The sequence below is a fragment of the Nocardiopsis chromatogenes YIM 90109 genome (assembly GCF_000341185.1).
Taxonomy (GTDB): Bacteria; Actinomycetota; Actinomycetes; order Streptosporangiales; family Streptosporangiaceae; genus Nocardiopsis_A; species Nocardiopsis_A chromatogenes.
This window is the reverse complement of record NZ_ANBH01000044.1, coordinates 12,213-35,266: the sequence shown is the minus strand read 5'-3', so window position 1 is coordinate 35,266 and position 23,054 is coordinate 12,213. Positions and strand designations below refer to the sequence as shown.

20 protein-coding genes are annotated in these 23,054 nt (G+C 69.5%); 12 read left to right on the top strand and 8 right to left on the bottom strand.

All coding sequences use genetic code 11. From position 1 onward, the window contains the following. Positions 1-1,070: serine hydrolase domain-containing protein (locus D476_RS32045; protein WP_017622718.1), on the bottom strand; the 1,070-nt coding region annotated here is incomplete at its 3' end. 144 nt (positions 1,071-1,214) lie between these two features. Here D476_RS32045 and D476_RS0104165 point away from each other — a divergent pair. Continuing rightward, positions 1,215-2,345: a tetratricopeptide repeat protein gene (locus tag D476_RS0104165; RefSeq protein ID WP_026123221.1), complete on the top strand. Its 1,131-nt coding sequence runs from the start codon at positions 1,215-1,217 to the stop codon at positions 2,343-2,345. A gap of 29 nt (positions 2,346-2,374) precedes the next feature. Here D476_RS0104165 and D476_RS38175 read toward each other — a convergent pair whose 3' ends face one another. Then, complete coding sequence (locus D476_RS38175; protein WP_017622716.1) at positions 2,375-3,331, bottom strand: hypothetical protein; 957 nt, start codon at positions 3,329-3,331, stop codon at positions 2,375-2,377. Between the two features lie 110 nt (positions 3,332-3,441). Between D476_RS38175 and D476_RS0104150 the strand changes: the two genes are divergently transcribed. From D476_RS0104150 to D476_RS32030, 3 genes are read left to right on the top strand one after another with little or no spacing between them, the layout of a single operon-like run. Then, positions 3,442-7,395 (top strand): type VII secretion protein EccC, encoded by a 3,954-nt coding sequence (locus D476_RS0104150; RefSeq protein WP_017622715.1) that lies wholly within the window; start codon positions 3,442-3,444, stop codon positions 7,393-7,395. Positions 7,396-7,437: 42 nt separating this feature from the next. After that, positions 7,438-7,827, top strand: coding sequence for a hypothetical protein (locus D476_RS0104145; protein WP_026123220.1), 390 nt, complete (start codon positions 7,438-7,440; stop codon positions 7,825-7,827). Next, positions 7,824-8,897 carry a DUF6177 family protein gene (locus D476_RS32030; protein WP_051061585.1) on the top strand — a complete coding sequence of 358 codons (1,074 nt, stop codon included), beginning with the start codon at positions 7,824-7,826 and terminating at the stop codon, positions 8,895-8,897. Before D476_RS0104145 ends, D476_RS32030 begins: the two co-directional genes overlap by 4 nt. A gap of 34 nt (positions 8,898-8,931) precedes the next feature. Here D476_RS32030 and D476_RS37230 read toward each other — a convergent pair whose 3' ends face one another. The 3 genes from D476_RS37230 to D476_RS0104125 are packed head-to-tail and all read right to left on the bottom strand — an operon-like array spanning position 8,932 to position 12,897. Further along, positions 8,932-9,360, bottom strand: coding sequence for a hypothetical protein (locus D476_RS37230; RefSeq protein WP_152529208.1), 429 nt, complete (start codon positions 9,358-9,360; stop codon positions 8,932-8,934). Between the two features lie 21 nt (positions 9,361-9,381). After that, positions 9,382-12,513, bottom strand: a complete 3,132-nt coding sequence (locus tag D476_RS36020; RefSeq protein WP_083939407.1) for a DNA/RNA non-specific endonuclease — start codon at positions 12,511-12,513, stop codon at positions 9,382-9,384. A gap of 45 nt (positions 12,514-12,558) precedes the next feature. After that, positions 12,559-12,897: a DUF6507 family protein gene (locus D476_RS0104125; RefSeq protein WP_017622712.1), complete on the bottom strand. Its 339-nt coding sequence runs from the start codon at positions 12,895-12,897 to the stop codon at positions 12,559-12,561. Positions 12,898-13,451: 554 nt separating this feature from the next. On the opposite strand from D476_RS0104125, the gene D476_RS0104115 reads away from it, so the two are divergent. The 7 genes from D476_RS0104115 to D476_RS0104085 all read left to right on the top strand — a co-directional run bounded on the left by D476_RS0104115 (position 13,452) and on the right by D476_RS0104085 (position 19,344). Beyond that, positions 13,452-13,781, top strand: coding sequence for a WXG100 family type VII secretion target (locus tag D476_RS0104115; protein ID WP_017622710.1), 330 nt, complete (start codon positions 13,452-13,454; stop codon positions 13,779-13,781). 87 nt (positions 13,782-13,868) lie between these two features. Further along, positions 13,869-14,174 (top strand): pore-forming ESAT-6 family protein, encoded by a 306-nt coding sequence (locus tag D476_RS0104110; protein ID WP_017622709.1) that lies wholly within the window; start codon positions 13,869-13,871, stop codon positions 14,172-14,174. 184 nt (positions 14,175-14,358) lie between these two features. Continuing rightward, entirely contained in the window at positions 14,359-15,330 is a 972-nt protein-coding gene (locus tag D476_RS0104105; protein ID WP_017622708.1) for a TNT domain-containing protein, read from the top strand. 69 nt (positions 15,331-15,399) lie between these two features. Next, on the top strand, positions 15,400-16,725 hold the full coding sequence (gene eccD, locus D476_RS0104100; protein ID WP_017622707.1) for a type VII secretion integral membrane protein EccD: 1,326 nt from the start codon (positions 15,400-15,402) through the stop codon (positions 16,723-16,725). A gap of 56 nt (positions 16,726-16,781) precedes the next feature. Then, a complete protein-coding gene (locus tag D476_RS0104095; protein ID WP_017622706.1) occupies positions 16,782-17,693 on the top strand; it encodes a MinD/ParA family ATP-binding protein in 912 nt (303 codons plus the stop codon). Between the two features lie 323 nt (positions 17,694-18,016). Continuing rightward, positions 18,017-18,460: a hypothetical protein gene (locus D476_RS0104090; protein WP_152529207.1), complete on the top strand. Its 444-nt coding sequence runs from the start codon at positions 18,017-18,019 to the stop codon at positions 18,458-18,460. 371 nt (positions 18,461-18,831) lie between these two features. Beyond that, positions 18,832-19,344: a proline-rich domain-containing protein gene (locus D476_RS0104085; RefSeq protein WP_017622704.1), complete on the top strand. Its 513-nt coding sequence runs from the start codon at positions 18,832-18,834 to the stop codon at positions 19,342-19,344. A gap of 43 nt (positions 19,345-19,387) precedes the next feature. On the opposite strand, the gene D476_RS0104080 is transcribed toward D476_RS0104085, so the two are convergent. Both D476_RS0104080 and D476_RS0104075 read right to left on the bottom strand, forming a co-directional pair. Then, complete coding sequence (locus D476_RS0104080; RefSeq protein ID WP_017622703.1) at positions 19,388-19,906, bottom strand: GNAT family N-acetyltransferase; 519 nt, start codon at positions 19,904-19,906, stop codon at positions 19,388-19,390. 52 nt (positions 19,907-19,958) lie between these two features. Then, a complete protein-coding gene (locus D476_RS0104075; protein WP_017622702.1) occupies positions 19,959-20,426 on the bottom strand; it encodes a MarR family winged helix-turn-helix transcriptional regulator in 468 nt (155 codons plus the stop codon). A gap of 172 nt (positions 20,427-20,598) precedes the next feature. Between D476_RS0104075 and D476_RS0104070 the strand changes: the two genes are divergently transcribed. Then, positions 20,599-21,813 carry an MFS transporter gene (locus tag D476_RS0104070; protein ID WP_017622701.1) on the top strand — a complete coding sequence of 405 codons (1,215 nt, stop codon included), beginning with the start codon at positions 20,599-20,601 and terminating at the stop codon, positions 21,811-21,813. On the opposite strand, the gene D476_RS0104065 is transcribed toward D476_RS0104070, so the two are convergent. Further along, entirely contained in the window at positions 21,776-22,837 is a 1,062-nt protein-coding gene (locus tag D476_RS0104065) for a glycerophosphodiester phosphodiesterase family protein (protein WP_086002615.1), read from the bottom strand. The genes D476_RS0104070 and D476_RS0104065 overlap by 38 nt on opposite strands. Between the last annotated feature and the right edge of the window lie 217 nt (positions 22,838-23,054).

Here is a 23,054-nt window from a genome sequence, read left to right as displayed (position 1 = left end):
CGAAGTGCACGGAGTTGGTCAGCAGCCCCACGTACCTGCCGGTCTCGGGCTGGAGGTACAGGCTCGTTCCCGTGTAGCCGTGGTGGTAGACCACCCCGTCGTCGCCCCNCGAAGTGCACGGAGTTGGTCAGCAGCCCCACGTCCCTGCCGGTCTCGGGCTGGAGGTACAGGCTCGTTCCCGTGTAGCCGTGGTGGTAGACCACCCCGTCGTCGCCCACCAGCCAGCCGAGGCCCCGGGAGACGCCGTCGGCGACCCGCACGGCCGGGCGCCAGCTCTGCCGCACGTAGTGCGGCGGCAGCAGGCACCCCTCCTCCCCGGCGGCGCTGCGCAGCAGCTCGCGCGCGTAGGCGCCCAGGTCGATGGCGGTGCTGAAGACCCCGGCGTGCCCGGCGACGCCGCCCATGAGCCCGGCCGCCTCGTCGTGCACCACCCCCCAGACGGGGGCGGTGCCGGGGATGCGGCACTCGGTGGGGGCCACGGCGGGCGAGCGCGGCAGCGGGCCGTACGTCGTGGCGGTCATGCCGGCGGCGTTCCACAGGGTGGAGACGGCCAGGTCCAGCGGGGTGTCCAGGAGCCGTTCGAGGATGAGCCCCAGGAGGATGAAGCCGCGGTCGATGTACCGGTACCCCTCCTCCTCCAGGGGCTCGGCGAGGATCGACTCGGCGAGGTCCCTGTCGGTGCCGACATAGCACTCCAGCCACGCGACCGGGTTCAGGCGGGAGGTGTGCGTGAGGATCCGCCGCGCGGTGACCTCCCCGCCCGCGTAGGGGCCCCCGGCCACGTACCTCCCCAGCGGCGTGTCCAGCGAGAGGATCCCCTCCGCCTCGGCGCTGCCCGCCAGCGGCCAGGTGGCCATGACCTTGGTGAGACTGGCGACGTCGTACAGCACGTCGGGCGCGGCCTGCACGTTGTCGCCGCCCTCGGTCACGCCGCCGACGGCGACGAACTCCCACATACTCCCGGTACCGACAACGGCCGCACCGCCGGGCAGCCACCCGGCGTCGACCATCACCTTGAGCACCCCCCGGATGTCGGCTCCGGTCTCGGCCACCCAGTCGCCGTCGCGCATAGGACCCCCCTCGTACCCACTCCCCAGGTCAGGCGATACCCCCTGGTGGGAGCCCCCTCACCCCCCGAGGGCACCGAATCCCCTCCCGACCTGGACCGAAACCACGAAGGGCGCCGTTCCCGGCGCTTCCGGCAGACTGTCCCAATGGACCGAACCCCTCCCCCCATCCCCGACGGCGCATCGGCCCGGGAGGCGCACGCCGAAGGAGTGCGGCTCTACCAGGAGAGGCGCGACGACGAGGCCGAACCCTATTTCCGCAAGGCGGTGGAGCTCGACGGCACGAGGGCCTTCTACAAGCTGGCCTTGGGGAAGTTCCTGTTCTTCCAGCGGCGCTACGAGGAGGCGCTCCCGTGGCTCCGGGAAGCGTCCACCTCGGGCACCCTTGAGGCGCTGCGCTACACCGGCCTGTCCCTGCAGTTCCTAGGCCGGCTCGACGAGGCCGAGCAGTGGTACTTCCCAGCGGCACAGGCCGGCGACGTACCCGCGATGGTGGACATGAGCGCGCTGCTGACGGAGACCAGGCGCTTGGAAGAGGCCCTTGAGTGGGCCCAACGCGCGGCTAACGCGGGCAACCTCGATGGCAACAGCAACGCGGGATCGCTCCTGCTCATGTTGGAGCGCCCCAAGGACGCGTACGACTGGCTGCTTCCCGCCGCCGACACCGGCCACGCGAAGGCGGCCTTCAACCTCGGAGTGGTGCTCGACGACCACCTGAACCAACCCGAACAAGCGGAGCACTACTTCCGCGTCTCCGCCGAGGGCGGCTGGGCCAAAGGCATGACGGCCCTCGGCGAGAGCATGCTCAAAAGGGGCGCCCCCGAGGCGGCGAAGCCATGGTTGGAGAAGGCGGCCCGACAGGGGGACGTACGGGCGGGCCTCCGTCTCGGCGAGGCGCTGATCCGCCTCGGCGACGGCGATATGGCCGAGAACTGGCTGGAGTGGGCCTGGGGGAAAGGGGCCCAGCGGTCAGCGCTGGTACTCGGCGCCCGCCTCCTCCGGGAAGGCCGCTTCATGGAGGCCGAGCACTGGTTCAAGCGCGCCCATGAAGCAGGGCTGCGCGGTGGCGCCAAGGGGCTCGGGATCGCGCTGCTGATGCAGGACAAGGCGACGGAGGCGCTCCCCCACCTGCGCGCGGCGGCGCAGCGGTACGACTGGCAGGCCGTGCGGCACCTCGTCCAGGCGTTGCGCAGATGCGGCGAGGGGGACGAGGCGGAGTACTGGTACGGCATGCTTCCGCCCGAACACAAGACGCCCGCCGCCCACTCCGGCTCCTGAGCCCGCCCCGCCCCCTCCCCTTCCCTCTTTCAGGCGCCGTCGACCCGGTCCAACTCGTCCGGGTCGACGGCGACGACCGGCTCGTGGGAGTGGTGGTCGAGCAGCGTGCCACGGCGGACGGCGGGCCCGCCCAGGTCGATCATGCCGGTGGAGTCCAGGGTGAAACCGCCGCCGCGTTCGTAGAGCGCCGTCAGGGGCGCGAACAGGTGCGGCAGCCCGGGGGTCGGCGCGCCTGAGGCGAGCACGGCCTCGAACTTGACCGACCACACGGCGGTCTTCACCACCTCGGGCGGCAGCTCCCGCCCGATGAGCTCGCTCTCCAGGCGCAGGAGCACGTCCCCGTCCACGGCCACCGTGGGGGCGACGATCTCGGCGACGTCGAAGAACGGCCATTTGCCCGCCTGGAGCAGCCGCCGCCAGAGCGCGGCGCGGCGCAGGTACTCGCGCATGAGGCCGGTCCTGGACGCGGCCGACTCCGGCCGCACGTCGTTCCAGTCGATCACCAGCAGGCGGTCGGCCTGCTCCTGCGCGGCCCGCCGGGCCGCGCCGCCCTCCGCCTCCGGCGCCTGCCCGCCCAGCCACGCGGGAACCTGGCCGGGGTCGCGCGGGAAACGCCGCAGCTCCTCAGGGGCGAGTGCCTCCACACTCCGGGGATCGAAGTGGTCGGGGGCCGAGTCGTAGTCGTAGCCCGCGTCGAATGTGCCTGAGTCGGCGATCCGAAGCTTCAGCGTGAACCACGTCCCACGCCCCTCGCGGTGCATGCCCCGACGGAGCTTCTGCAGATCCAGCTGGGCGAGCGCGGACACCTTCACCTCCACGCGCTCCCCCGCGACCACGGCGGCGGCCCGGACCTCCTCGGCGTACCCCAGCCCGCCGCAGACCAGCAGGACGGCCTCCCACCCGGAAGGGGCGGCGTCCACAAGCTCCGACGCGATCTCACTCAGCAGCCCGTGCTGCGCATCCGGCCTCAGCGACCATGCGGACATGGCTTCCTCTTTCTCAAGATGGGGGGACCCGTCCCGTAGGATCCGCTGCGTCAAGGGATGTTCACACCGCGACAGGACGGCACACTAAGCCCGTTTCGAGAGGAGTGCCGGTGACGACCCGCATCGTGCACCGCCCGGCCAGGACCGTGCACTCGCCCGTTCCTGAGGAGCCGCGCGAGGTCGAGGCGCCACCGACGCTTCCCGACGGCAACGCCCAGCAGAGCCCGCTCATGACCGTGCTGCCCATGGTCGGGATGATGGCGTCGCTCACCATCATGATGGTGATGCGGAACCCGGCGTTCATCGTCTTCGGCGCCGTGATCCTCGTCGTCGCCCTCATCGCGGCGCTGGGCATGTTCTTCTCCCGGCGCGGCCAGGCCGGGCGCCAGCGGCGCAACCAGCGCGAGCTGTACCTCGAATACCTGGAGGAGCTCCGGGACGACCTGAGCGAGGCCGAGCGCGCCACGCGCGCCAAGGCCCGCCTGCTCGCACCGCCCCCTGAAGCCCTGTACGACATCGCCCGGGACCCGGCGCGCCTATGGGAGCGGCGGCGCAGGGACCGCGACTTCCTCCGCGTGCGGCTCGGAACGGGCGAGGTACCGGCACGGCCGCTGCGGCTCGCCGACCGGGGGACCGCCCTCACCCCCACGGATCCGTTCATGGCGTCGGAGGCGTCGGCGGTCATCCGGCGCTTCGAGACCGCCCCCGACATGCCGCTGACCGTCCCCTTGGACCGGGCGGGCAACGTCAGCATCATCGGGGGGCGCGACGACGTGCTGCGGGTCGTGCGCGCGCTGGCCGCCCAAGCGGCCGTCTTCCACGCCCCCGAGGACCTCGTCATCGCCGCCGCCTATCCGTCCGGCACGGCCCACGACTGGGAGTGGCTCAAGTGGCTCCCGCACGCCGCCGACGGGACCACCCGGCTCATCGCGCCGGACCCCGCGGAACTCGGAGCGCTGCTCGCCGACGAGCTCCGCGCGCGCACGGACCTCGCGGGGGAGATCCGCCGGGGGATGGGGCGCAAGGAGGCCTACGCCTCGATGCGGCGGCTGCTGGTCGTGCACGACACCCACGGCGGGGTCGCCCGCGAACTCGCCCGGCCCGACGACGCGATCGTTCCGTCGGCCCTCGGGGCGACCGTGCTGCACCTGGTCGAGCGTCAGGTGGACGAGCCGGGGGACGTGTCGCTGCGGATCACCGTCGACGGGGACACCGCCACCGTCGTGGACCTGCGGCCGGAGGACCCGGTGGCGGCGACGGGCACCGTCGACGCGGTCCCCGCGGCCCAGGTCGAAGGGCTGGTGCGGATGGTCGCTCCGCTGCGGCTGTCGGCCGAGGCCGCCGAGGAGGCCGAAGCCGACGCCGGGTCGGTCGACTTCACCGGGGCGCTGGGCATCGGCGACCCGGGGGCGATGGACGTCCCCAGGCTGTGGGCGTCCCGGAGCGAGCGCGCATTCCTCCGCGTCCCCATCGGCTTCGACGGCATGGGGCAGCCGCTGGTGCTCGACCTCAAGGAGGCGGCGCAGCTGGGCATGGGGCCGCACGGGCTGTGCGTCGGGGCGACCGGGTCCGGGAAGAGCGAGCTGCTGCGCACGCTCGTGCTGGCGCTGGCCTCCACGCACGCTCCGGACGACCTGTCCATGGTGCTGGTGGACTACAAGGGCGGGGCGACGTTCGCACCGTTCGAGGACCTGCCGCACGTCGCCGGGATCATGACCAACCTGGAGGACGACACCGCGCTGATCGAGCGCGCGTACGCGAGCCTGTCGGGCGAGGTGCAGCGGCGCCAGCAGGTGCTCAAGGACGCGGGGAACGTGGCGGGGATCGGCGACTACGCGTTCCTGCGCTCCAAGAACCCGGACCTGCCGCCGCTCCCGCACCTGTTCGTGATCATCGACGAGTTCGGCGAGCTGCTGACCGCGCGGCCGGACTTCATCGAGCTGTTCCTGTCCATCGGGCGGATCGGCCGGAGCATCGGCGTGCACCTGCTCCTGTCGAGCCAGCGCATCGAGGGCGGGAAGCTGCGGGGGCTGGACACCTACCTCTCCTACCGCTTGGGGCTGCGGACCTTCTCCGAGGAGGAGAGCCGCACGGTCCTCGACACCCCCGACGCCTTCCACCTCCCGGCGCTGCCCGGCTTCGGGTACTTGAAGGTGGACACCACCGTGTACCAGCGCTTCAAGGCGGGGTACGTGTCCGGGCCCTTCAAGGGGACGCTGGCCTCCGCCGACGAGGACGACGGCACGGCGCCGACGGTCCGCCCCTTCGAGGCGTACAACACCGCTGCGGCGGACGAGTCCGGCCCGGCGGAGGCGTCGCCCGCCATGCCCGAGCGCTCCACAGGGCCGTCACTGCTCGACGTCATGGTCGGGCAGCTCTCCCGGCACGGCACACAGGTGCGCGGGGTGTGGCTGCCTCCGCTCCCCGCCGCGACACCGTTGGACGCGCTCTCAGGCGCGCCCGCGCCCGGCCCTGAGGGGTTGCGCCTTCCGGGTTCGCCCGAGCAGATGCACCCGCCCATCGGCCTCCTCGACGACCCGTCGAAGCAGTGGCAGGGGGTCTGGAACCTGGACCTGACGGCGGCGGGCGGCCATGTCGCCGTGATCGGCGGGCCGCAGACCGGCAAGACGACCCTGCTGCGGACACTGGTCACCTCCCTCGGGCTGACCCACACCCCGCGGCAGACCGCGGTGTACTGCCTCGACATGGTCGGCGGCGGGCTCCAGGCGCTCGCCGAACTGCCCCACGTGGGCGGTGTGGCCGGGCGCCTCGACCGGGAGCGCGTGCGGCGCACCGTCGAGGAGGTGCGGGGGATGCTGGAGCACCGGGCCGAGGTGTTCCGGGAGCGCGGCATCGACTCGGTGGAGCGGTTCCGGCGCATGCACGCGCGCGGCGAGGTGCCCGAGCTGGCCGCGGCGGACGTCGTGCTCGTCATCGACGGCTTCGGCACGATCCGCAAGGACTTCGAGGAACTGGACGAGCTGGTGAACGAGCTCCTGCAGCGCGGGGGCGGGTACGGCGTGCACGTGGTGGCGGCGATGCTGCGGTGGAACGACGTGCGGATGGCGGTGCAGTCGACGTTCGGGCAGCGGATCGAGCTGCGGCTGAACGACCCGTCGGACTCCACGGTCGACCGGAAGCTGGCGGAGACGTTCCCGGCGGACACCCCGGGGCGGGCGCTGACCGACGGCAAGCTGTTCGGTCAGGTGGCGCTTCCGCGCATCGACGGGAAGACAGACGCCTCCGACCTCGGCGAGGCCGTGGAGAAGACGGCGCGCGAGGTGGCGGGGGCGTGGGGCGGCACCGTCGCGCCGCAGGTGCGGGTCCTTCCCCGCCTGCTGCGCACCCGTGAACTCCCCTCCGTCGCACAGTTCCCGCACACGGTACCCATCGGCCTGGACGAGAAGCACCTCTCCCCTGTCGGGCTGGACCTGTTCAACGAGGACCAGAACCTTCTGGTGCTGGGCGACGGCGAGTGCGGGAAGACGAACCTGCTGCGGCACATCGCCGAAGGGCTGGTGGAGCGGTACTCGTCCGGGGAACTGGTCTTCGCGGTGATGGACCCGCGGCGGACGCTGAAGAACGTGGCGCCGGAGCCGTACATGGGCGGCTACGCGAGCAACGCACGTGTGTGTGCGGGGTTGGCCGGGGGCGTTGCCAAGGAACTCGAAGAACGTATGCCCGACGACGCCGACCTGGACGCGGAGAGCGGCCCTAAGGGGCCGAGGATCGTCGTCCTTGTAGACGACTACGACCTGCTGACCACGGCCGGGCAGAAGCCGCTGGCGGCGTTCGTGCCGTTCGTGTCGAACGGCAGGGACATCGGTCTGCACTTCGTGGTGGCCCGCAGGGTGGCGGGCGCGGCCAGGGGGATGTACGACCCGCTCGTCCAGTCGATGCGGGAGATCGGCACGAGCGCCCTGCTGATGTCGGGCGACAGGGGCGAGGGCCAGATCTTCCCGAGGATCTACGCCGAGGCGCAGCCGCCGGGCCGGGGCAAGTGGATCCGGCGCGGGAAGTCCGCGCAGCTGATGCAGACGGCGCTGCGCGCCGACGGCCAGTGACACCGGCCAGTGACACAGGTGCCCTGACTAGGAAGCCCTTCCATGAGCTACGACGTGGTCACTCTCGTTTCCGAGTTCCCGAAGAACCCCGACATCCTCGGCGCGATCAGCGACATCGACCCGCAGTTGCGGCTGCGGACGCGGCGCGGGGGCACGACCGTCGAGATCGCGGACAAGCAGGGGCGGTCGCTTGTCGCGTTCGAGCCGACCCAGCAGGTGGACGTGGCCGGGGAGGCCGACCGCCTGCTGGAGCCGGGCATCGCGGCGGGCCTTCCCTCCCCCTTCTGGTGGGTCGAGACGAGGACGAGGGTGCCGGAGGCGAGGTGGCTGTCCGACGCGTTCGCCGAAGGGCTCGTGCGGAGGCTGGGCGGGGTGGTCTGGCGTTCCAGCACCGGCCGCCGTAATCCTGAGACGGAAGGAATCGACCAGTGAGCCTCAACCCCGCCGACCTGATCGCCATGGTCGAGAACGACGCGCCGGAACACCACCCGTCGGTGGACCGGAGGGCGGAAGAGGCCGTGGTGATCGAGATGGAGCGCCCGGTGGTGCCGCTGACGTCGTGGATCGCGGACGCGATCGCGGTGTTCGGAGCGGAGGGGATGGCTGTCCAGGTGATGACGCCGCCGACGTCCCGGTTGACGCACCCGTTGTGGGCGCTGTTGAGCGGGCCGGGGGCACGGTGGGTGGTGGAGGACGAGGAGCGCGGCTACTTCGACGGGGTGAACGGGCTGCCGTTGGAGTGGGACGAGACCAAGGGGTTCAGACCTGTCCCCCAGACGACCGGTCCTGTCACTCCGGTAGCGGACTTCCTGCCAAGTCCCGACCAGTCTCCTTCATCCAGCGCAACGCACGTCCTTCTCGATCTGACGGTGGACCACCCCGCCAGCGAGGACCTGGTTCTCGGTGGAGCAGCCGAAACAGTCGCATCCGCCCTGACGGGAGACCTCCCCGCCGGCTGGAGCACGAACGAGCCGACGCTGAGGGCCTGGGACCGCGAGGCGGTGACCGCAACGTGCAAGAAGCGCGCACCGAAGGCGTCGCGGTTGTTCGTGGCAGGCCCACATGGGGCAGAGCGCCCGTTCATCGGCCCCCTGACCGTGAAGCGCACACGGGCCGGTCTTCTCGAAACCCTGTCCCTGGCCGTCGCAATCCCGCTGGGGCACGCTGTCCCACACGACGACCTGATGCACGCGGTGGAGCTGCTCGCGGCAGAACGCTTGATCAGGACGATGGTGGTGAACACCCTCCCGGGCCGGGCGGACCTGACCTACGACCCCCGCTGGATGGGAGCCCCGAAGCCGTTCGGCATGGCCATCGGCCAGGCTCCCGTGGAGGAGATCGGTCTAGAGCACGCGATGTCGGCCCCGGTCCCGGGAATCAAGCTGGGCCCGGAGGACTGCACGGCCGTCTGGTACCCCCTGAACGAGGTCGAGCCGAAGAAAGCGATTAGCTCACTCCAAGAATTGACCAGTTACCTCATGACACCCAACCCGACTATTTAATACACCTAATAGATGTGCACACAGGCGGGTTAATTTACAATAGCTGTCGCAGCCAATCTGGAATCAACACATCTTCCCTTGGGTACTGTTGGAGATCTTCCACGTAAGTAGCAACGACGGGTTCGTGGTTAAATTTTGGCTTAAAATTGTAATTATATTTCGTCGAATAATGACCGCTGTTCCCAATTTCAATCATCATTCCATACCAAGTCCCCTTCCCATCCTCATACATACCATTTCTCAGGTCGTGCAGCCTGGCAATCAGTGATACAGTGCCTCTGAATATCTCCGAATCACCATTCTCCTTTACAACTCTGCCCACCCCTTCTGCATACCCCCACAACGCATCGAAACGAAACTTGGCTTCCACCCACCCCTCTGGCAACAATTCAACGATTTGCCTAACAGCATCCTCCACGACGGGATGCTCTTCGCCGATTCCAAGTGAGCCTCGGGGAATCATCAAAACTCCTTTAGGGCAAAGCTATTTGCCGCGCGGTGGAACATTATTATACACCAGAGGGCCTCCAACCCGCTTCACTCCATTTATTTCGACAGTATACAGCACATAGATTCGGTCTGGCGCAACAACTTTCCTGTTTGGGTCAAGGAAGTCCTTTTCGATATATTCACCGAAGATATGAGGAACAATCTTCGCGTTCGGATACTTGCGTACAATATCCTCCCAACTTATTTCAAGTTTTCTATAATTGTTATCGACAGTCGCGCTCCCTCCGAGGACCTTATTTAGCTCCTCCCTCATGGGGACCTTATTGATGCGGTCACCTCCCCCATCCCATTCAGTGGCGATCAAGTGCCCGCCATTCCACCGGCCCACATCATACAGGTTCGCTTCGCCCTTCTGAGGCAGGCGATCATACTGTGTTTTAAAGTCCTCCAAAATCTTCTTATTCAGTTCCTCGTACTCCCATTCCCCCTCCTTTCCGATCAATCTTTGTTCGGGACCTCGGTCGTTCTTTCTCTCTACAAGGCCATCCTTGGCGGTCCCATATATTCTTCGACCTTCCGAGTCTGTATGATAAACATATTTTTCATCGATGACATACTTTACTTCCGGCAACGGACTCTTAAGGTCAGGACTCCATCCGCCTTTCTTTCCAGATGTTGATCGAACCTCCACGACTTTTCCGTTTTCGTTCGTAATAAATGTTCCTCGGTCCAACCCCCGTTTATCCGTGACCTCGTACGCGGTATTGGGGTCTAGTGTGACTCCGCGCCCGAAGGGCTCGCGAGCTTTGGGGACGAGCGCGCTCCCTGTATCCTTGCTTACTGTCACCCGTTCATCAATCCTTGGTGTCTCCCGCCCACCAACTACCTCATCAAGGTGACTTGAAAGCCAAGAGGATGCTTCGGGATGCGGGGATGGGAGTTCGATCTTTCCAAACGGGTTATTTCGACCGGAGTCCCACGCATCGAGTTCCGGGTCGTTGAACTTCATCTCATCGGAGACTTCCCCAGAGATCAGCCGATCTATTCGATGGGCCAGTTCCTCTGGTGACTCTATCTGACCGCCCCGACCTCCGCCGCTCTCAGCATCAGAGGAAATTCCTTCATGGCCCCGTGCGCCTAGGTCATGCTCGCCGCTATTCCAGACATCTCCTCCATCATCGGAACCGCCAGTTCCGCCGTTATAAGCGAACTGCCCACGTGCGCCGCCAGTGTTGAACGGATCACCGCGCTCGTCGCCAGAATTTCCAGGAGAGCTCGAGTCACCAAGACGACCACCTCCATTCGCAGGGCCCTCTACTCTCCCTCCCGAGGCATCGTCGACATAAATGTCCCCCGGGCTAGAAGGTCTGGAGTGAGGGTTTCCAGGAAGTTCGTCTCCGTTCGCGGCAACTGCGACCTGCTCTTGTCTTTGCTTCTCCTGGTCCGGGGGAACCGGGTCCCTCTCGCTGAACACCGTCTTCTCGTCATCATATTGACGGAACGCCCCTTTTACGCCGTCCTCTTCGCTCAGTCGAACAAACCGTTCAGCTTCCCAAGCTGCAACAGTGTCGCGCGTGTCGGCGCCCTGCGACTCTGAAGCGCCGGCCCTCTGGTCAGTGCCCGCCCGTTCTTGATCCTGGTGCTTCTGACCGCTCGCCTGGCCTTCGCTCTTCGACGCATCGGCTTGTGTATCCTGATCGGCGTCTGCCGTCTTCCCGGGCGCCGTGTCGCGATCGCCGGTGGAGTCAGGTGTGCTATCAGGCGCGCCCGTCCGCTCATGCTTCGGCGTGTCGGCCGGTTCCCCCTGGGGCTGGGGGTTCTGCGGCTGCGAGTCGCCGATCTTGTTATCGAGGGCGTTGACCGCAGTATTCAGGTTCTCGGAATCAGGCTGCTGCCCGTTCCCCGGCCCGCTGCCGGACGACGAAGTCGACCCGTTCTCCCCCTGCATCTGCCCGCCCCACGTATGCGGCGTGGTTCCGCCTCGCAGCGGGGACAGCTGGGACGGCCCTCTCCCCTGGAGCTGTTCCCCCAGTAGATGACCGCCCTGCGTCGCCGGCGTCTTGACGTTCGAAGCGGCAGAAGCCAGCCTTCCGGCCGACAGCGCTCTTCCCGAAACCGCACCTGCCACGGCCATCGCGGTATTACCCGCACCCACACCGAACGCATGACCGGGGTCGTCGTCCAACTCCGTCCATGGAAAGAACTCGTGGGCCTGGTCCCGATAATGTGTGGCCATGATGTCCAGGCCCCAACGCGAGGGGATCAGGGTTCCCTCTTCGAACCCGATCCCCAAGCTGTTTCCCGCTTTGGTCCCGGCCTCGACGGCGAAGTTCGTGTAGAATTCACCTCTATTCCCCAAAGCCTCCCAGTGGTCCATTGTCCACCCGTTCTCCGGGTGGTAGTAACCTGTGGAAGCGAGGAACGTCATGCCTAGGGTTTTCGCCATGCCAGGGCCAGCGGTCTCCCACCAGCCTCGCGAGAATCCCTCCAAGAACCTTCCGGTGTCGGACACCAAAAAGGTGCTGTATTCAGGAACCTGGTTCACGTCGGCGTCCATGGTGACGCCGTACTCGATGATGCCTTCCTCATTATGCGGGTTACTGCCGACGGGAACGAACGTCGTCCCTCCGAACAGGCTGGTTATCGCATTGGCGCATTCACGCTCCGCCTCCTGAAAAGAGGTCACAAGGCGATTCGCCTGCACTTTCAGGTTGACGTTCTCGTCGACGGTGTCGCTGTCGTTATTCCAGTCATCATCGAGACCGTCGACGAACTCCTGAGCCGTCCCGCGCAGCTCGAGCAGCTGCCCCTTGAGTCGGTCCGCCTCCTCCGAGAATTTCTGGAGGGCCCCTGCCGCGGCGGCCATCGTTCCGCCGATCTCGCCCCCCAGGTCCGCGATCGGATTCGCCGCCCTGAGCAGCTGGTCCGACTCCGGCGCGGTGTACACACCCGCCAGGGCCTGCCAGACGCTCCTGATGTCCTGCCCGGCGGACTCGATCCCCGCCCCGCTCGAACTCGTACCGGAAGCCGCGTCGGCCAAGGCCTCCGGCGCCGTCCCCGGAATCGGAATCGCCTCCGGAACGATCAGCGTCGCAGGGTCCAGGTCCAGGTGCTGCATCGTCGTGGTGCCGGAGCCGCTGGTACCAGAGGTGGGGGGTGCTTCCATGGCCTTCCCTTTAAGCGTTCGGTGTGCGGGGGGCAGAAGGTTCGGTCAGAGCTCGATGCCGGTCGTACCACCGACACGGCTCTGGGCCCGCTCGGCCATCTCCATGTCCCCGTCGATATAGGCCTGGGTGGCTTGGCTGCACCCGACGGTGGCCCTGACCGTCTTCGAGGTCATCTGCTGGCTCAAGTTGCTGATCTGGTCGAAGAGCTCGCTGACCGCCGTGCTGACGACCCCGCTCCCGGACGCGCTCATTGCCTCAGACAACGAGGTGAGGCCGCTGTTCGTCGAGCCGGAGAGCCCGTCCCCGCTCCCGTCTCCGACCACCGCTTCGACCTTGCCGAGTACCGTGCTGACTCCGGCCGGATCGATATCCCAACCGCTCATCGGGCTGCCTCCGCATCAGGGGTGGCATCGTCCTCGTCCTGCTTCGGCCGCACCGGACCGAACCGGTGCGCATGGAAGTCGGCCGGTGGTGGCGCGGGGTCTTCCCGACCGGTTTCGGCCATCTCCGCTTGGTACCGCACTACCCGCGCATCAAGCTGCGCGAGAGAGGACCTCATCTCGCTTATTGCGGCGTTTATGCTGCTCATGGCCTGCATTGGGGCGCGAGTCGACGTCTGCGGATCCGGGAGACCGGGTGGGTGCTCCTCCATCGGCCCCCCGCTCTGCGTCCCAGTACCGGGCGATGCCGCTTCGATCCGCGCTTCGTCCTCCCTGACCAGCTCAAACTTCATCCCACTGCTCCCCGCTGCTCCCCTGGCGCCGCATATCCGCCCGTCTGTCATGCGTCCCGCATTATGCCTATGCTTGACCACGAAAGGTGAGGGCTCCCCTACGGGATGCGGGATGCCCGAAACGTGCGCGGCCGGTGGGGGCCAGCGCCATCAGCGGCGCTGATATCCGCCTGATCTGCGATGACGTGAGGAGCGACCGAACACATGTCACGTTGGGACGTCGGCGACCAGACACTGACGACCTTGGCCAGCCGGACCTCTACCTCGACCGACGAGCTCAGCGGGCTCATCCAGCAGCTCATCTCGGCCGCCGAGCCGCTCGCCGGGAAGTTCAACGGTGCGGGCAAGGCCGCCTTCGACTCGTTCAAGGCGCGCTCCGAGCAGATCACCGCCGACCTCAACGCCGGCCTCGGCTCCATCAACGAAGGCCAGCGCGGCATGGACAGCGCGTTCCGCACCGGGTCGCAGACCATGGCCGACGACGCCAACCGGAACATGTCCACCGCCAACTTCGACGCGGCGAAGTTCAAGTAGGCGCGAGGACCGCCAGGCCACCGCGCCGACGGACGCGACGCCCCACCCCTCCCCCGCCATCCCGACCTCGCCTAGGAGCACCACGCCATGAGCGGCAACGGACGCAACAGCTACGACATGGGCGCCTCCCAGGAGGCGCAGGGCAACATCCACTCCGTGATGGCCCGCCTGGAGCAGATCATCGGCGACCGCGACACCGACGTGTCCAGCGCCATGGCCGACTTCGAGGCCACCGGCGTCTCCGACGAGTACAGCTCCAAAGAGCTCAAGTGGCACAACGCCGCCAACGAGGTCCGCGACATCATCCGGCTCGTGCGCACGACGCTGGAGGAGAACGACGGCACCGCCCAGACCGCGCTCGGCCGCGCCTCCTCGGCCGTGCAGTCCATCTGAGTCGCCGACCGCCCTAAGCCGACCCGGCTGAGCGTCGCTCGGCGTCCTGAGGGCGGATCGCTCCTTGCCGCGGCCTTCCGCTACGGCGCGGGAGGCCGCAGCGGCGTCTCTCCCCCGTCTCACCCCCATGAGCGCCGCGTGCGCCCCGCCCCGCCCGACGCGACGAACAGAAGGATCCCTCCCCGTGGCGCGCGATTACGACAGCCAACTCCTGGAGTCCATCGCGGTCCGCCGCAAGCGGCTCCGGGAGGCCGTCGTCTTCGGCCCCCAGCGCAGCAGGCGCCGCCTCGACGAGCACATCACCAAGCTCATCACCGGCCTGGTCCTCACCGCCGTCGGGTGCGCCGGGTCGGTCGGCTGGTCCTACCTGCAGAGCCAGCTCCAGTCCCAGGAGGAGGAACAGGCCCGCGAGGCGGCCGGTCCCCCCGCCGTCGGCTCCGCGCCCTTCCCCGCCGACTGGGTCGGCAGCGAGGTCACCTTCGACATGCTCCGCACCGAGCTGGACGCCGCCGACATCCCGCCCGCGATGTACGTGCTCCCCGGCGATTCCCGCCCCGACCCCGGCGAGGTCGACTCCTACTTCCTCCTGACCGACGAGGAGGAGGGCTACATCTCCGCCGGGATCGTCGAGTACGAGCAGGGCCGCACGGGCGTGGAGTTCCCGTCCGAGGACGAGGCCGCGCGCTGGCTCTTCCAAGAGCTGGTGATCCAGGACTCCGCACCGCGGACGCTCTCGGCGCAGGAGCGCCAAGAGGCCGGAGAGCTCGGCTCCTCCCTGGTCTCCACCGCTGAGGAGGGCCTGTCCGGCGGAGGCGGGTCGACCAAGGTCACCCTGGAGCGGGGACAGCTCGTCGACGCGTCGGGCCACGAGAGCGGCTCGCTTCTCTTCCCCGACGGCCTCCCCTTCGAAGAGCGCGGACTTCCCGAGTTCGTCCGGCCCGACGGCTCCTCCGACACCTACCACCGCTACCGTGTCACCTACCCCTTCCAGGTGTCGGCGTCCCGTTCGCCCCGCTCCGAGGACGGCCCCGGCGGCGGGCTGCGCTTCCGGATCGACCCCGGCGGCTTCCCGGAACCCCCGGAGCTGCCCAGCATCCGCTGGCTCCTCCGCAACGGCTACCTGGAGCGCGTCGAGGCCGAGGACGTCCCCGACTGACGACGCGTCGCGCCCGCCGGGCCGCCCCGTCTTGACCACCGACGACGAGAACCGTGGAGAAGGACAGCGATGACCACGTGGAGCCGCGTGACGCTCGTGGGCGAGCGCCGCAGGGTCGACGCCGTCCTGCCGGCCGACGAGCCCATCGGCGCGCTCATGCCCGACGTCCTGCGCATGCTCGGCGACGCCCCCGACGGCCCGGCCCTTCCCCGGCATCTGAGCACGGTCGGGGGCGACCTCTTGGACAGCGGGACCTCCCTGGCCGAGCGCGGCATCTCCGACGGCGCGGTCCTGCGCCTCATCCGCGCCGACGACCCGGTTCCCGCGCCCATCGTCCACGAGGTCCCCGAGGCGGTGGGCCGCGCCCTCGAAGCCCATCCCTCCTACTGGTCCCCGGCGGCCGCCCGCTGGACGGCGACGGCCGCGGTCGTGGTGCTGTTCGCCGGCGCGGGCCTGATCATGCGCGCATCCCTGCCGCCGGTCGCCGGGACCGCCGCGCTCGCGGTCCTGGCGGGGCTTCTCATCGGCGCCGGGGCCATTCTGGGGCCCGCCTGGAGAGAGGCGCTCGGCACCGCCCTGACGCTCAGCGGCGGTGTTTTCGGCACCCTGGCCGCCTGGACCGCCGTCTCCCGGTACGGCCTGCCGGAGTGGATGTGGTGGGCGCTCCCCGCGGTCGTCGCCTCGCTGGTGCTGCTGGTCCTGGGGTTGGCGTCGGGCTTGGGCCGCGGCGGGATCGTCGGCGGCACCGTCGCCCTCGCCCTGTCCCTGCTGTGGATCGGCTGCCTCGCCTTCGGCCTGGACTTCGCCGAGGCGTCGGCCATCGCCGCCGTGGCGTGCGTCGTGGCGGTGAGCGTGCTGCTCCGTGCCGCCCTCGCCTTCTCCGGCCTGACCGTCCTCGACGACCGCCGCAGCGGCGGCGAGGAGGTCGCGCGCGAGGACGTGCGCACCGCCCTGGTCGACACGCACCGCAGCATGGCGGTGGCGGTCGCCGCCGTCGGTGTGGCCGCGGCGGTCGCCGGTTACGGACTGGCGAGCGGCCCGTCCCCGTGGACGCTGGTGCTCTCCGCCCTGCTCGCGATCGTGCTGGCCAGCCGCTCCCGCATGTTCCCCCTGGTGACGGAGAAGGCCCCGCTGCTGGCGGCGAGCACGGCCGCCGCGGTCGCGCTCGCCGGGGCCCTGACCGAGGCGGCGCCCTGGGCGCCGCTGCCGGGTCTGGCGCTGATCGCCGTGGCCCTCATCGTCCCGGTGGTGGTGCTGGCCGCCGACCCCGCCGAGCACACCCGCGCCATGCTCCGCCGCAACGCGGGCCGCTTGGAGGCGGTGGCGGTGGTGGTCTGCATCCCGGTCGCGATCGGTGCGCTCGGCACCTATGAACGCCTGTTGTCGACCTTCTAGCCCGGACAGACCCCTCGCCCGGACAGTGCCGGGCCGGAACCGTTGGGAGGAGCGCCGTGAACGCCCGGACCGAGACGCCGAGCGGGGCCGGGGCCCGACCGGGTCGCCACGGCGACCCGGTGCTGCGCCGGATCGGCCGCGGACTCGCGCTGCCCTTCCTTCCGTCCGACCGCGCGGCGGCCCACCTCGCGAAGGGGGAGGCCCTGCAGCGCGCGATCACCACCGGGCGCCGGATCGTCGTCACCCGGCCGCGCGCGGGTGCCGATGAGGCCACGGTGACGGCGCTGCTCGCGTCGGTCTTCGCGCACTACCGCCACGACCGGGTGCTCACCTTGGACATCACCCCCGGTTCGAACTCCTTGGCGCGGAGGCTGGGGGTCACCCCGTCCTCGTCCCTGGGCGAGGTCGCCCGCAGGCGGGTCTCCGCCTCGTCGTTCGAGGAGCTGACGCCGCACCTGGCCCACGTGCGGGACCGGTTGTGGATGCTCCCCGCGGTGCACAGCGGCCCCGACGCCACGGCCCTGGACGCCGGCGCCTTCCAGGAGACCCTGCTGCCGATCACCCGCTACTTCGGGGTGACGCTGATCGACCGCGGGGCCGACGTGTTCGACGGCTTCAACCGGGCCGCGCAGGCGAGCGCGCACGCCCATGTGCTCGTCGCCCCGGCGACGGCGGAGGGCGCCGCCGACATCGGCCGCGGATTCGATTGGATGACCACCCAGGGGGACGCGTCGCTGCCGGAGAGGATCGTCGTGGTGCTGGTGGAGCAGTCCCCTGACGAGGATCCCCGTTTCGACCATGAGGGCGCGGCCGAGGTGCTGCGCCAGAGCGGCGCCGAGGTGGTGCGCATCGGCTATGACAGGCACCTCGCGCACACGGACGGCCTGGTGCCGCGCCGTCTCGCCGCATCCACCCACGCGGCGGCCACCACGATCGCGCTCGAAGCGCTGAGGAGGGCCGTGCGATGACGGACACTCCCCCGCCGCGGGACCCCGGGCAGGGGTGGAACCGGTCCCGGCCCCGGGATCCCCGGGCCCGTCCTCCACAAGCGGCGCCTCGGCCGGAGCCGGAGCCTATCTGGAGGTCGTCGGGGGCGAAGGACCCCCGTGCACAGCCGACGCCCCCGGAGAACACTCCCCCGCCCAGGGGGCGGGGGCAGGCCCAGGGGCCTCCGCGGACCGGCACACCTTCACGGACCAGTCCTCCGCCGCCACCAGCCCGGCAGGAGCACCCTCCTGCCCGACGGCCCACCCCACAACCCGGATCGCAGACCGGACCTCCGGGAGGGCCGGTGCCACCGCCACCGCGTCCCACGGTCGTGGCGGGCTCCGACGCCGCGCGCTCGTTCCTGGAGGGGCCGAGCGCGCCTCCAGCTCCGGCCGGTGATGACAAGGCGGACCGCAAGAAGGAGAAGCGGAAGAAGAGGACCCCGAAGGGCGCGAGTCGGGACTCCGACCCCAAGCCCGACAAGGCGAAGGCGCAGCGGGAACGGGACGCGAAGAAGAAGGCCAGGAGAGAGGCCAAGCGGGAGACCAAACGGGAGGCCAAGCAGAGCGAGCCCGACCCGCCCGCCCCAGAGGCCGCCGTCCCTTCGCCGTTCCGTGGGCCCGCCGGAGTGGAAGGCGGCTACGAGGAGCAGTTGCTGGCCCTGGCCGAACTCCCGTCATCACGCGTCGCTCGGAGCGCCGTCAAGATGCTCCGCGTTGTCACGAAGAGTCGCTCGCGCGGCGGTTGAATCCGTGGGTGCCCTCGCCCGGCGGACGGTCTTGCCGGTTGTGGCCATAACCGGCGCCCCGAGCCTTGACCTGGGGAGTTCAACCCGCGGTGACGGTCCTTCTGCGCATGCTGGGCGCAACGCATGTAGGTTCGTTCGTCGGCCGCATGCACGCGAGTGACCGAGGAACCATCATGAATCCCCATCCCCCTGGCACACCCACTCCTGGTGGAGACGCGAACGGCGGAGGTGCCCAGTGGCAGCACGGGGCCCAGCAACAGCCGCCCCGACAGCAGCCGCCCCAGATGGCCCCGCCGTCTATGGCGCCTCCGCAGGGTGTCCCGCAGGATCAGCCCCCTGCCGCGCATGGGCAGCCGTATCCGGGCGGCGGCATGCACGGGCAGCGGCCTCATCCCGGGCAGCCCCACTCCGCACCGCCGTACAACGGGGCCTATCCGCCCCACTACGGGTCGCCGTACGGTGCCTCTCCCCAGCCGCCTGTTCCCGGGCGGCTGAAGGCGGCACGGGTCGTCATCTTCATCCTCGCCAGCCTCACCTCGGTCGGTGCCCTGGCATGCGGACTGCTCTTCTTCTTCGAGTCCAGCAGCCCGAGTACGGCGCAGGGGGACTACTGGGCCGGGATGTTCCTCATGCTCGCCGTGGTACTCGCCGCCTGGGCTGTGTGGCAGTTCGTGCTCGGCGCCAAGGCCACCACGCGTCGGCCGTGGGTCATGTGGGCCATCATCGTGACGTACGGCCTTTCCGCCGCATCGGGCGTACTGAACTTCTTCTTGAGCATCGGGACGGGGGAGTCGACCGGCGGCCAGTTGCTCGGGGCCGGACTGGCCGTCTCGATCGCCATCGCGACCTGGATCCACCGCGACTACTACACGGGGCGGTTCTGACGCACGGGCCCCCTCGCCCCCGAATGCCGCAGCGCTAGCCGCGCTACACCGCCTCCGGGTTGAGCGCTTGGAACAGCACGTGGTCCTGCCATTCGCCGGCGATCTTCAAGTACTGCGGGGCCACCCCATAAGGTGTGAACCCGTTGCGCTTCAACACGCGCTGGGACGCCGTGTTGTGCAGCAGTGTCTCGGCCTGGAGGCGGTGCAGGGCCAGTGCTCCGAAGGCGTACTCCTTGACCTCGGCCACCGCCCTCGTCGCCAAGCCTCTGCCGTTGTGGCTCTTCGACACCCAGTAGCCGATCGACGCCGACTGGAACGCCCCGCGGGTGATCCCGTTGATGGTGATCCTGCCGACCGGCGAGCCGTCGTCCCCCAGGATCGCGAACGGTGCCGCCGCCCCCGCCGCGTGGCCCTTCAGCGCCTCCTCGATCTGCGTGAGCTGTCCCTCGGGGGTGAAGAAGCGGTCGTCGCGGAGCGCGTCCCACGGCGCCATGAACGTTCGGCTCTCCGTGAGGTGTTCGGCCAGTGCGGGGGCGTCCTCGGGGGCGAGGAGCCGCGTCACTCGTCTCGTAAAGGTCGCAGAGGTAGCAGGGCCCATAACGGCCGATCCTCTCTCAGAGGCCGGTCCGGTGTGCACGCAGGGCCTGGACGAGCGGGGCCAGCTCGGGGTTCTTCTCGGCCTCGGCCAGGACCTCTTCCAGGGCCGCCTCGTTGGTGGGGCGCGCCTCCCCGAGGAGCCCCAGCCCCTGGTCGGTGATGGCCGTGTAGATGCCGCGCCGGTCGTCCGGGCAGATGACCCGCCGCAGCAGTCCCCGGTCCTCAAGGCGGTTGACCAGGCGGGTGGTCGCGCTCTGGCTCAGTACGACCGCGTTCGACACCTCGTTCATCCGCATCTTCGCACCGCCGCGCTCGCTGATCGTCGCGAGGACGGAGAACTCCCGCACGCTCAGCCCGTGCCCCGCCTGGAGCGCCTTCTCCACGTGCGACTCGATGGTGCCGTGCAGCAGCGACAGCGCGCACCACCCCTGGGCCAGGGCCGTTCCGCCGACGTTCGGGGCCTCCTCGACGGCTTCGATCCCCATCGCCTGCCTCCTGCGCGCTCGGTGACCGCTCCCAGGATAGCCCCGTCGGCAATTGACCGCCGAAGCCGATGGTGCGCGTCCTCACTTAGTCCGCGCTTGCAAGTAGTCCGCGCGTGCATCTAATGTCGGCGGGGTGTCTTCCACCGACATCCGCACCGGAAGGACCCCGACCATGCCGCTCGCCCTCTGGGCGCTCGCCATCGGCGCCTTCGGAATCGGCACCACCGAGTTCATCGTCACCGGGCTGCTCCCCGGCGTCGCCGAGGACTTCGGGGTGCCCGTCTCCACCGCCGGCCACATGGCCACCGTCTACGCCACCGGGGTCTTCCTCGGCGCGCCCCTCACCACCGCCCTGGGCACCCGCGTCGGCCGCAAGCCGATGCTCGCCGCCCTGATGGCCCTGTTCGTGGCGGGCAACCTGATCACCGCGCTCGCCCCCGCCTTCGGCGTGCTGCTGGCCGGACGCGTGGTCGCCTCGCTGACCCACGGCGCCTTCTTCGGCATCGGCGCCGTCGTCGCCGCCGACCTGGTGGCCCCGCACCGGCGGGCCGCCGCGATCGCGTTCATGTTCACCGGCCTGACCCTGGCCAACGTGGTGGGCGTCCCCGCGGGCACGCTGCTGGGCACCTCCGTCGGCTGGCGCGCCGCCTTCGGCGCCATCGCCCTGCTGGGCGTGGTCGGCCTCGCCGGTGTGCTGGCCCTGGTCCCCCGCACGCCCAAGCCGGTGGGCCCCCGCCTGTTGCCCGAGGTCGCGGCGCTGCGCAGCCCGCAGGTGCTGCTCGCCATGGCGATGACGGTGCTCGGCTTCGGCGGCGTCTTCGTGTCGATCACCTACATCGCGCCCATGCTCACCGAGGTCGCCGGGTTCGCCCCCGCCGCCGTCACCTGGGTGCTGGTCGCCTTCGGCGTCGGGATGGTGGTCGGCAACTCGGTCGGCGGCCGCCTCGCCGACAAGGCCCTGATGCCGCTGCTCTTCACCTCCCTGGCGGCGCTGAGCCTCACCCTCCTCGGGTTCACGTGGGGCGCGCACAGCATGGCGGCCTCGGTCGTCTTCGTCTTCCTCATCGGCGCCTTCGGCTTCGCGACCGTGCCGCCCCTGCAGAAGCGCGTGATGGACAAGGCCTCGGGTGCGCCGACCCTGGCCTCGGCCATCAACATCGGCTTCTTCAACCTCGGCAACGCCATCGGCGCCCTGCTCGGCGGCTTCGTGATCGACCTGGGCCTCGGCTACACCGCACCGAACTGGGCGGGCGCCCTGCTGCCCGCCGGAGCGCTGGTCCTGGCGGCCCTCTCGGCCCGGATGGACCGGAAGGAGCGGACGGACCGGAGGCGGGTGCAGGGCGCCGAGGTCACGGCCGCGGCCCCGGGTACCTCTTCGGCAGCTTGAACCCCCGCTCGGCCATGACCGACCGCAGCCGGTCCGGGTAGTCGGTGATCAGCCCGTCCACGCCGTCGTCGATCAGCTTGTGCATGGTCGGCTCGTCGTCCACGGTCCACGGGATCACCTCGATCCCGCGCTCGTGGGCCCGGTCCACCATCTCCCCGGTCACATAGGGCTCGTAGTCCGGGTCGTCCACCGTCCCGTCCTGCGGGAACCCGTGCACCGGGGAGAACGCGTCCGCGCCGAAGGAGTCGACGGCGGCGATCGGGTCGCCGCCGAAGTCGTCGATGTCGATCCCGCCCAGCCACGGCGACGCCCCCGGCCGCCCCGTCTCCAGGAAGTCGCGGTTGGTGAGGGCGACCAGCGGCAGGCGCGGCTCGACCTCGCGCATCCGCATCAGCGCCCCCCAGTCGAAGCTCTGGACCGTCACCTGCCGGAGCATCCGGGCCGACCGCACCTCGGAGGCGACCACCTGGACGAACTCCTCCCTGGGGGCGGTCTCCTCCGGGGCTCCGGCCTCGACCTTGGTCTCGACGTTGAGCGCCACCCTGTAGGCCTTGTACCGGTGCACGAGGTCGAACACCTCGCTCAGCAGCGGCATCGGCTCGCCCGGCGCGGCACGCTGGCCGGGGAACCGCGGGAGGGTCTGGGACCCGCAGTCCAGGGTCCGCACCTGCTCCAGGGTCAGGTCCTTGATGTAGCGCCCGACGTAGGGGTACTGCGGGTCCCCGGGCCGCGCGGGCCCGGTGTCCTGGCACTTGTCCCCGCTGATGCGCCGGTCGTGCGTGACGACGGCCTCGCCGTCCCTGGTGATCTGCACGTCCAGCTCCAACGTGCTGACCCCGATCCGCAGGGCGTTCTCGAAGGCGGGCAGTGTGCTCTCCACGACGAGGCCCAGCCCGCCGCGGTGCGCCTGCAGGTCGAAGTGGCGGTGGGAGGCGGGCGGTCCGCCGGGGGCGGCCTGGGCGGTGCCGGGGGCGGCGATGACCGCCGCCGATGCGATGGCCGTGGCAAGGAGGCGTGCGTACATGGGGCACATGGTCGGCGCGATGCGCGACCGGCGCATGGGCCTCGGATGAAGCGGGACTGAAGTCCCGACGACCGGCTCCGCGAGCGGGCGATGGCTACGGAGCGTACCGAAGGCTGACCGGTTGCGGCCGCAGGGCCGGCGGGGCGGCCCCGGGGTCGTTGGTCACCGATAGATTCGGTCCGGTCACGGATGCGTGATCGTCCGGACCGTTGCCCAC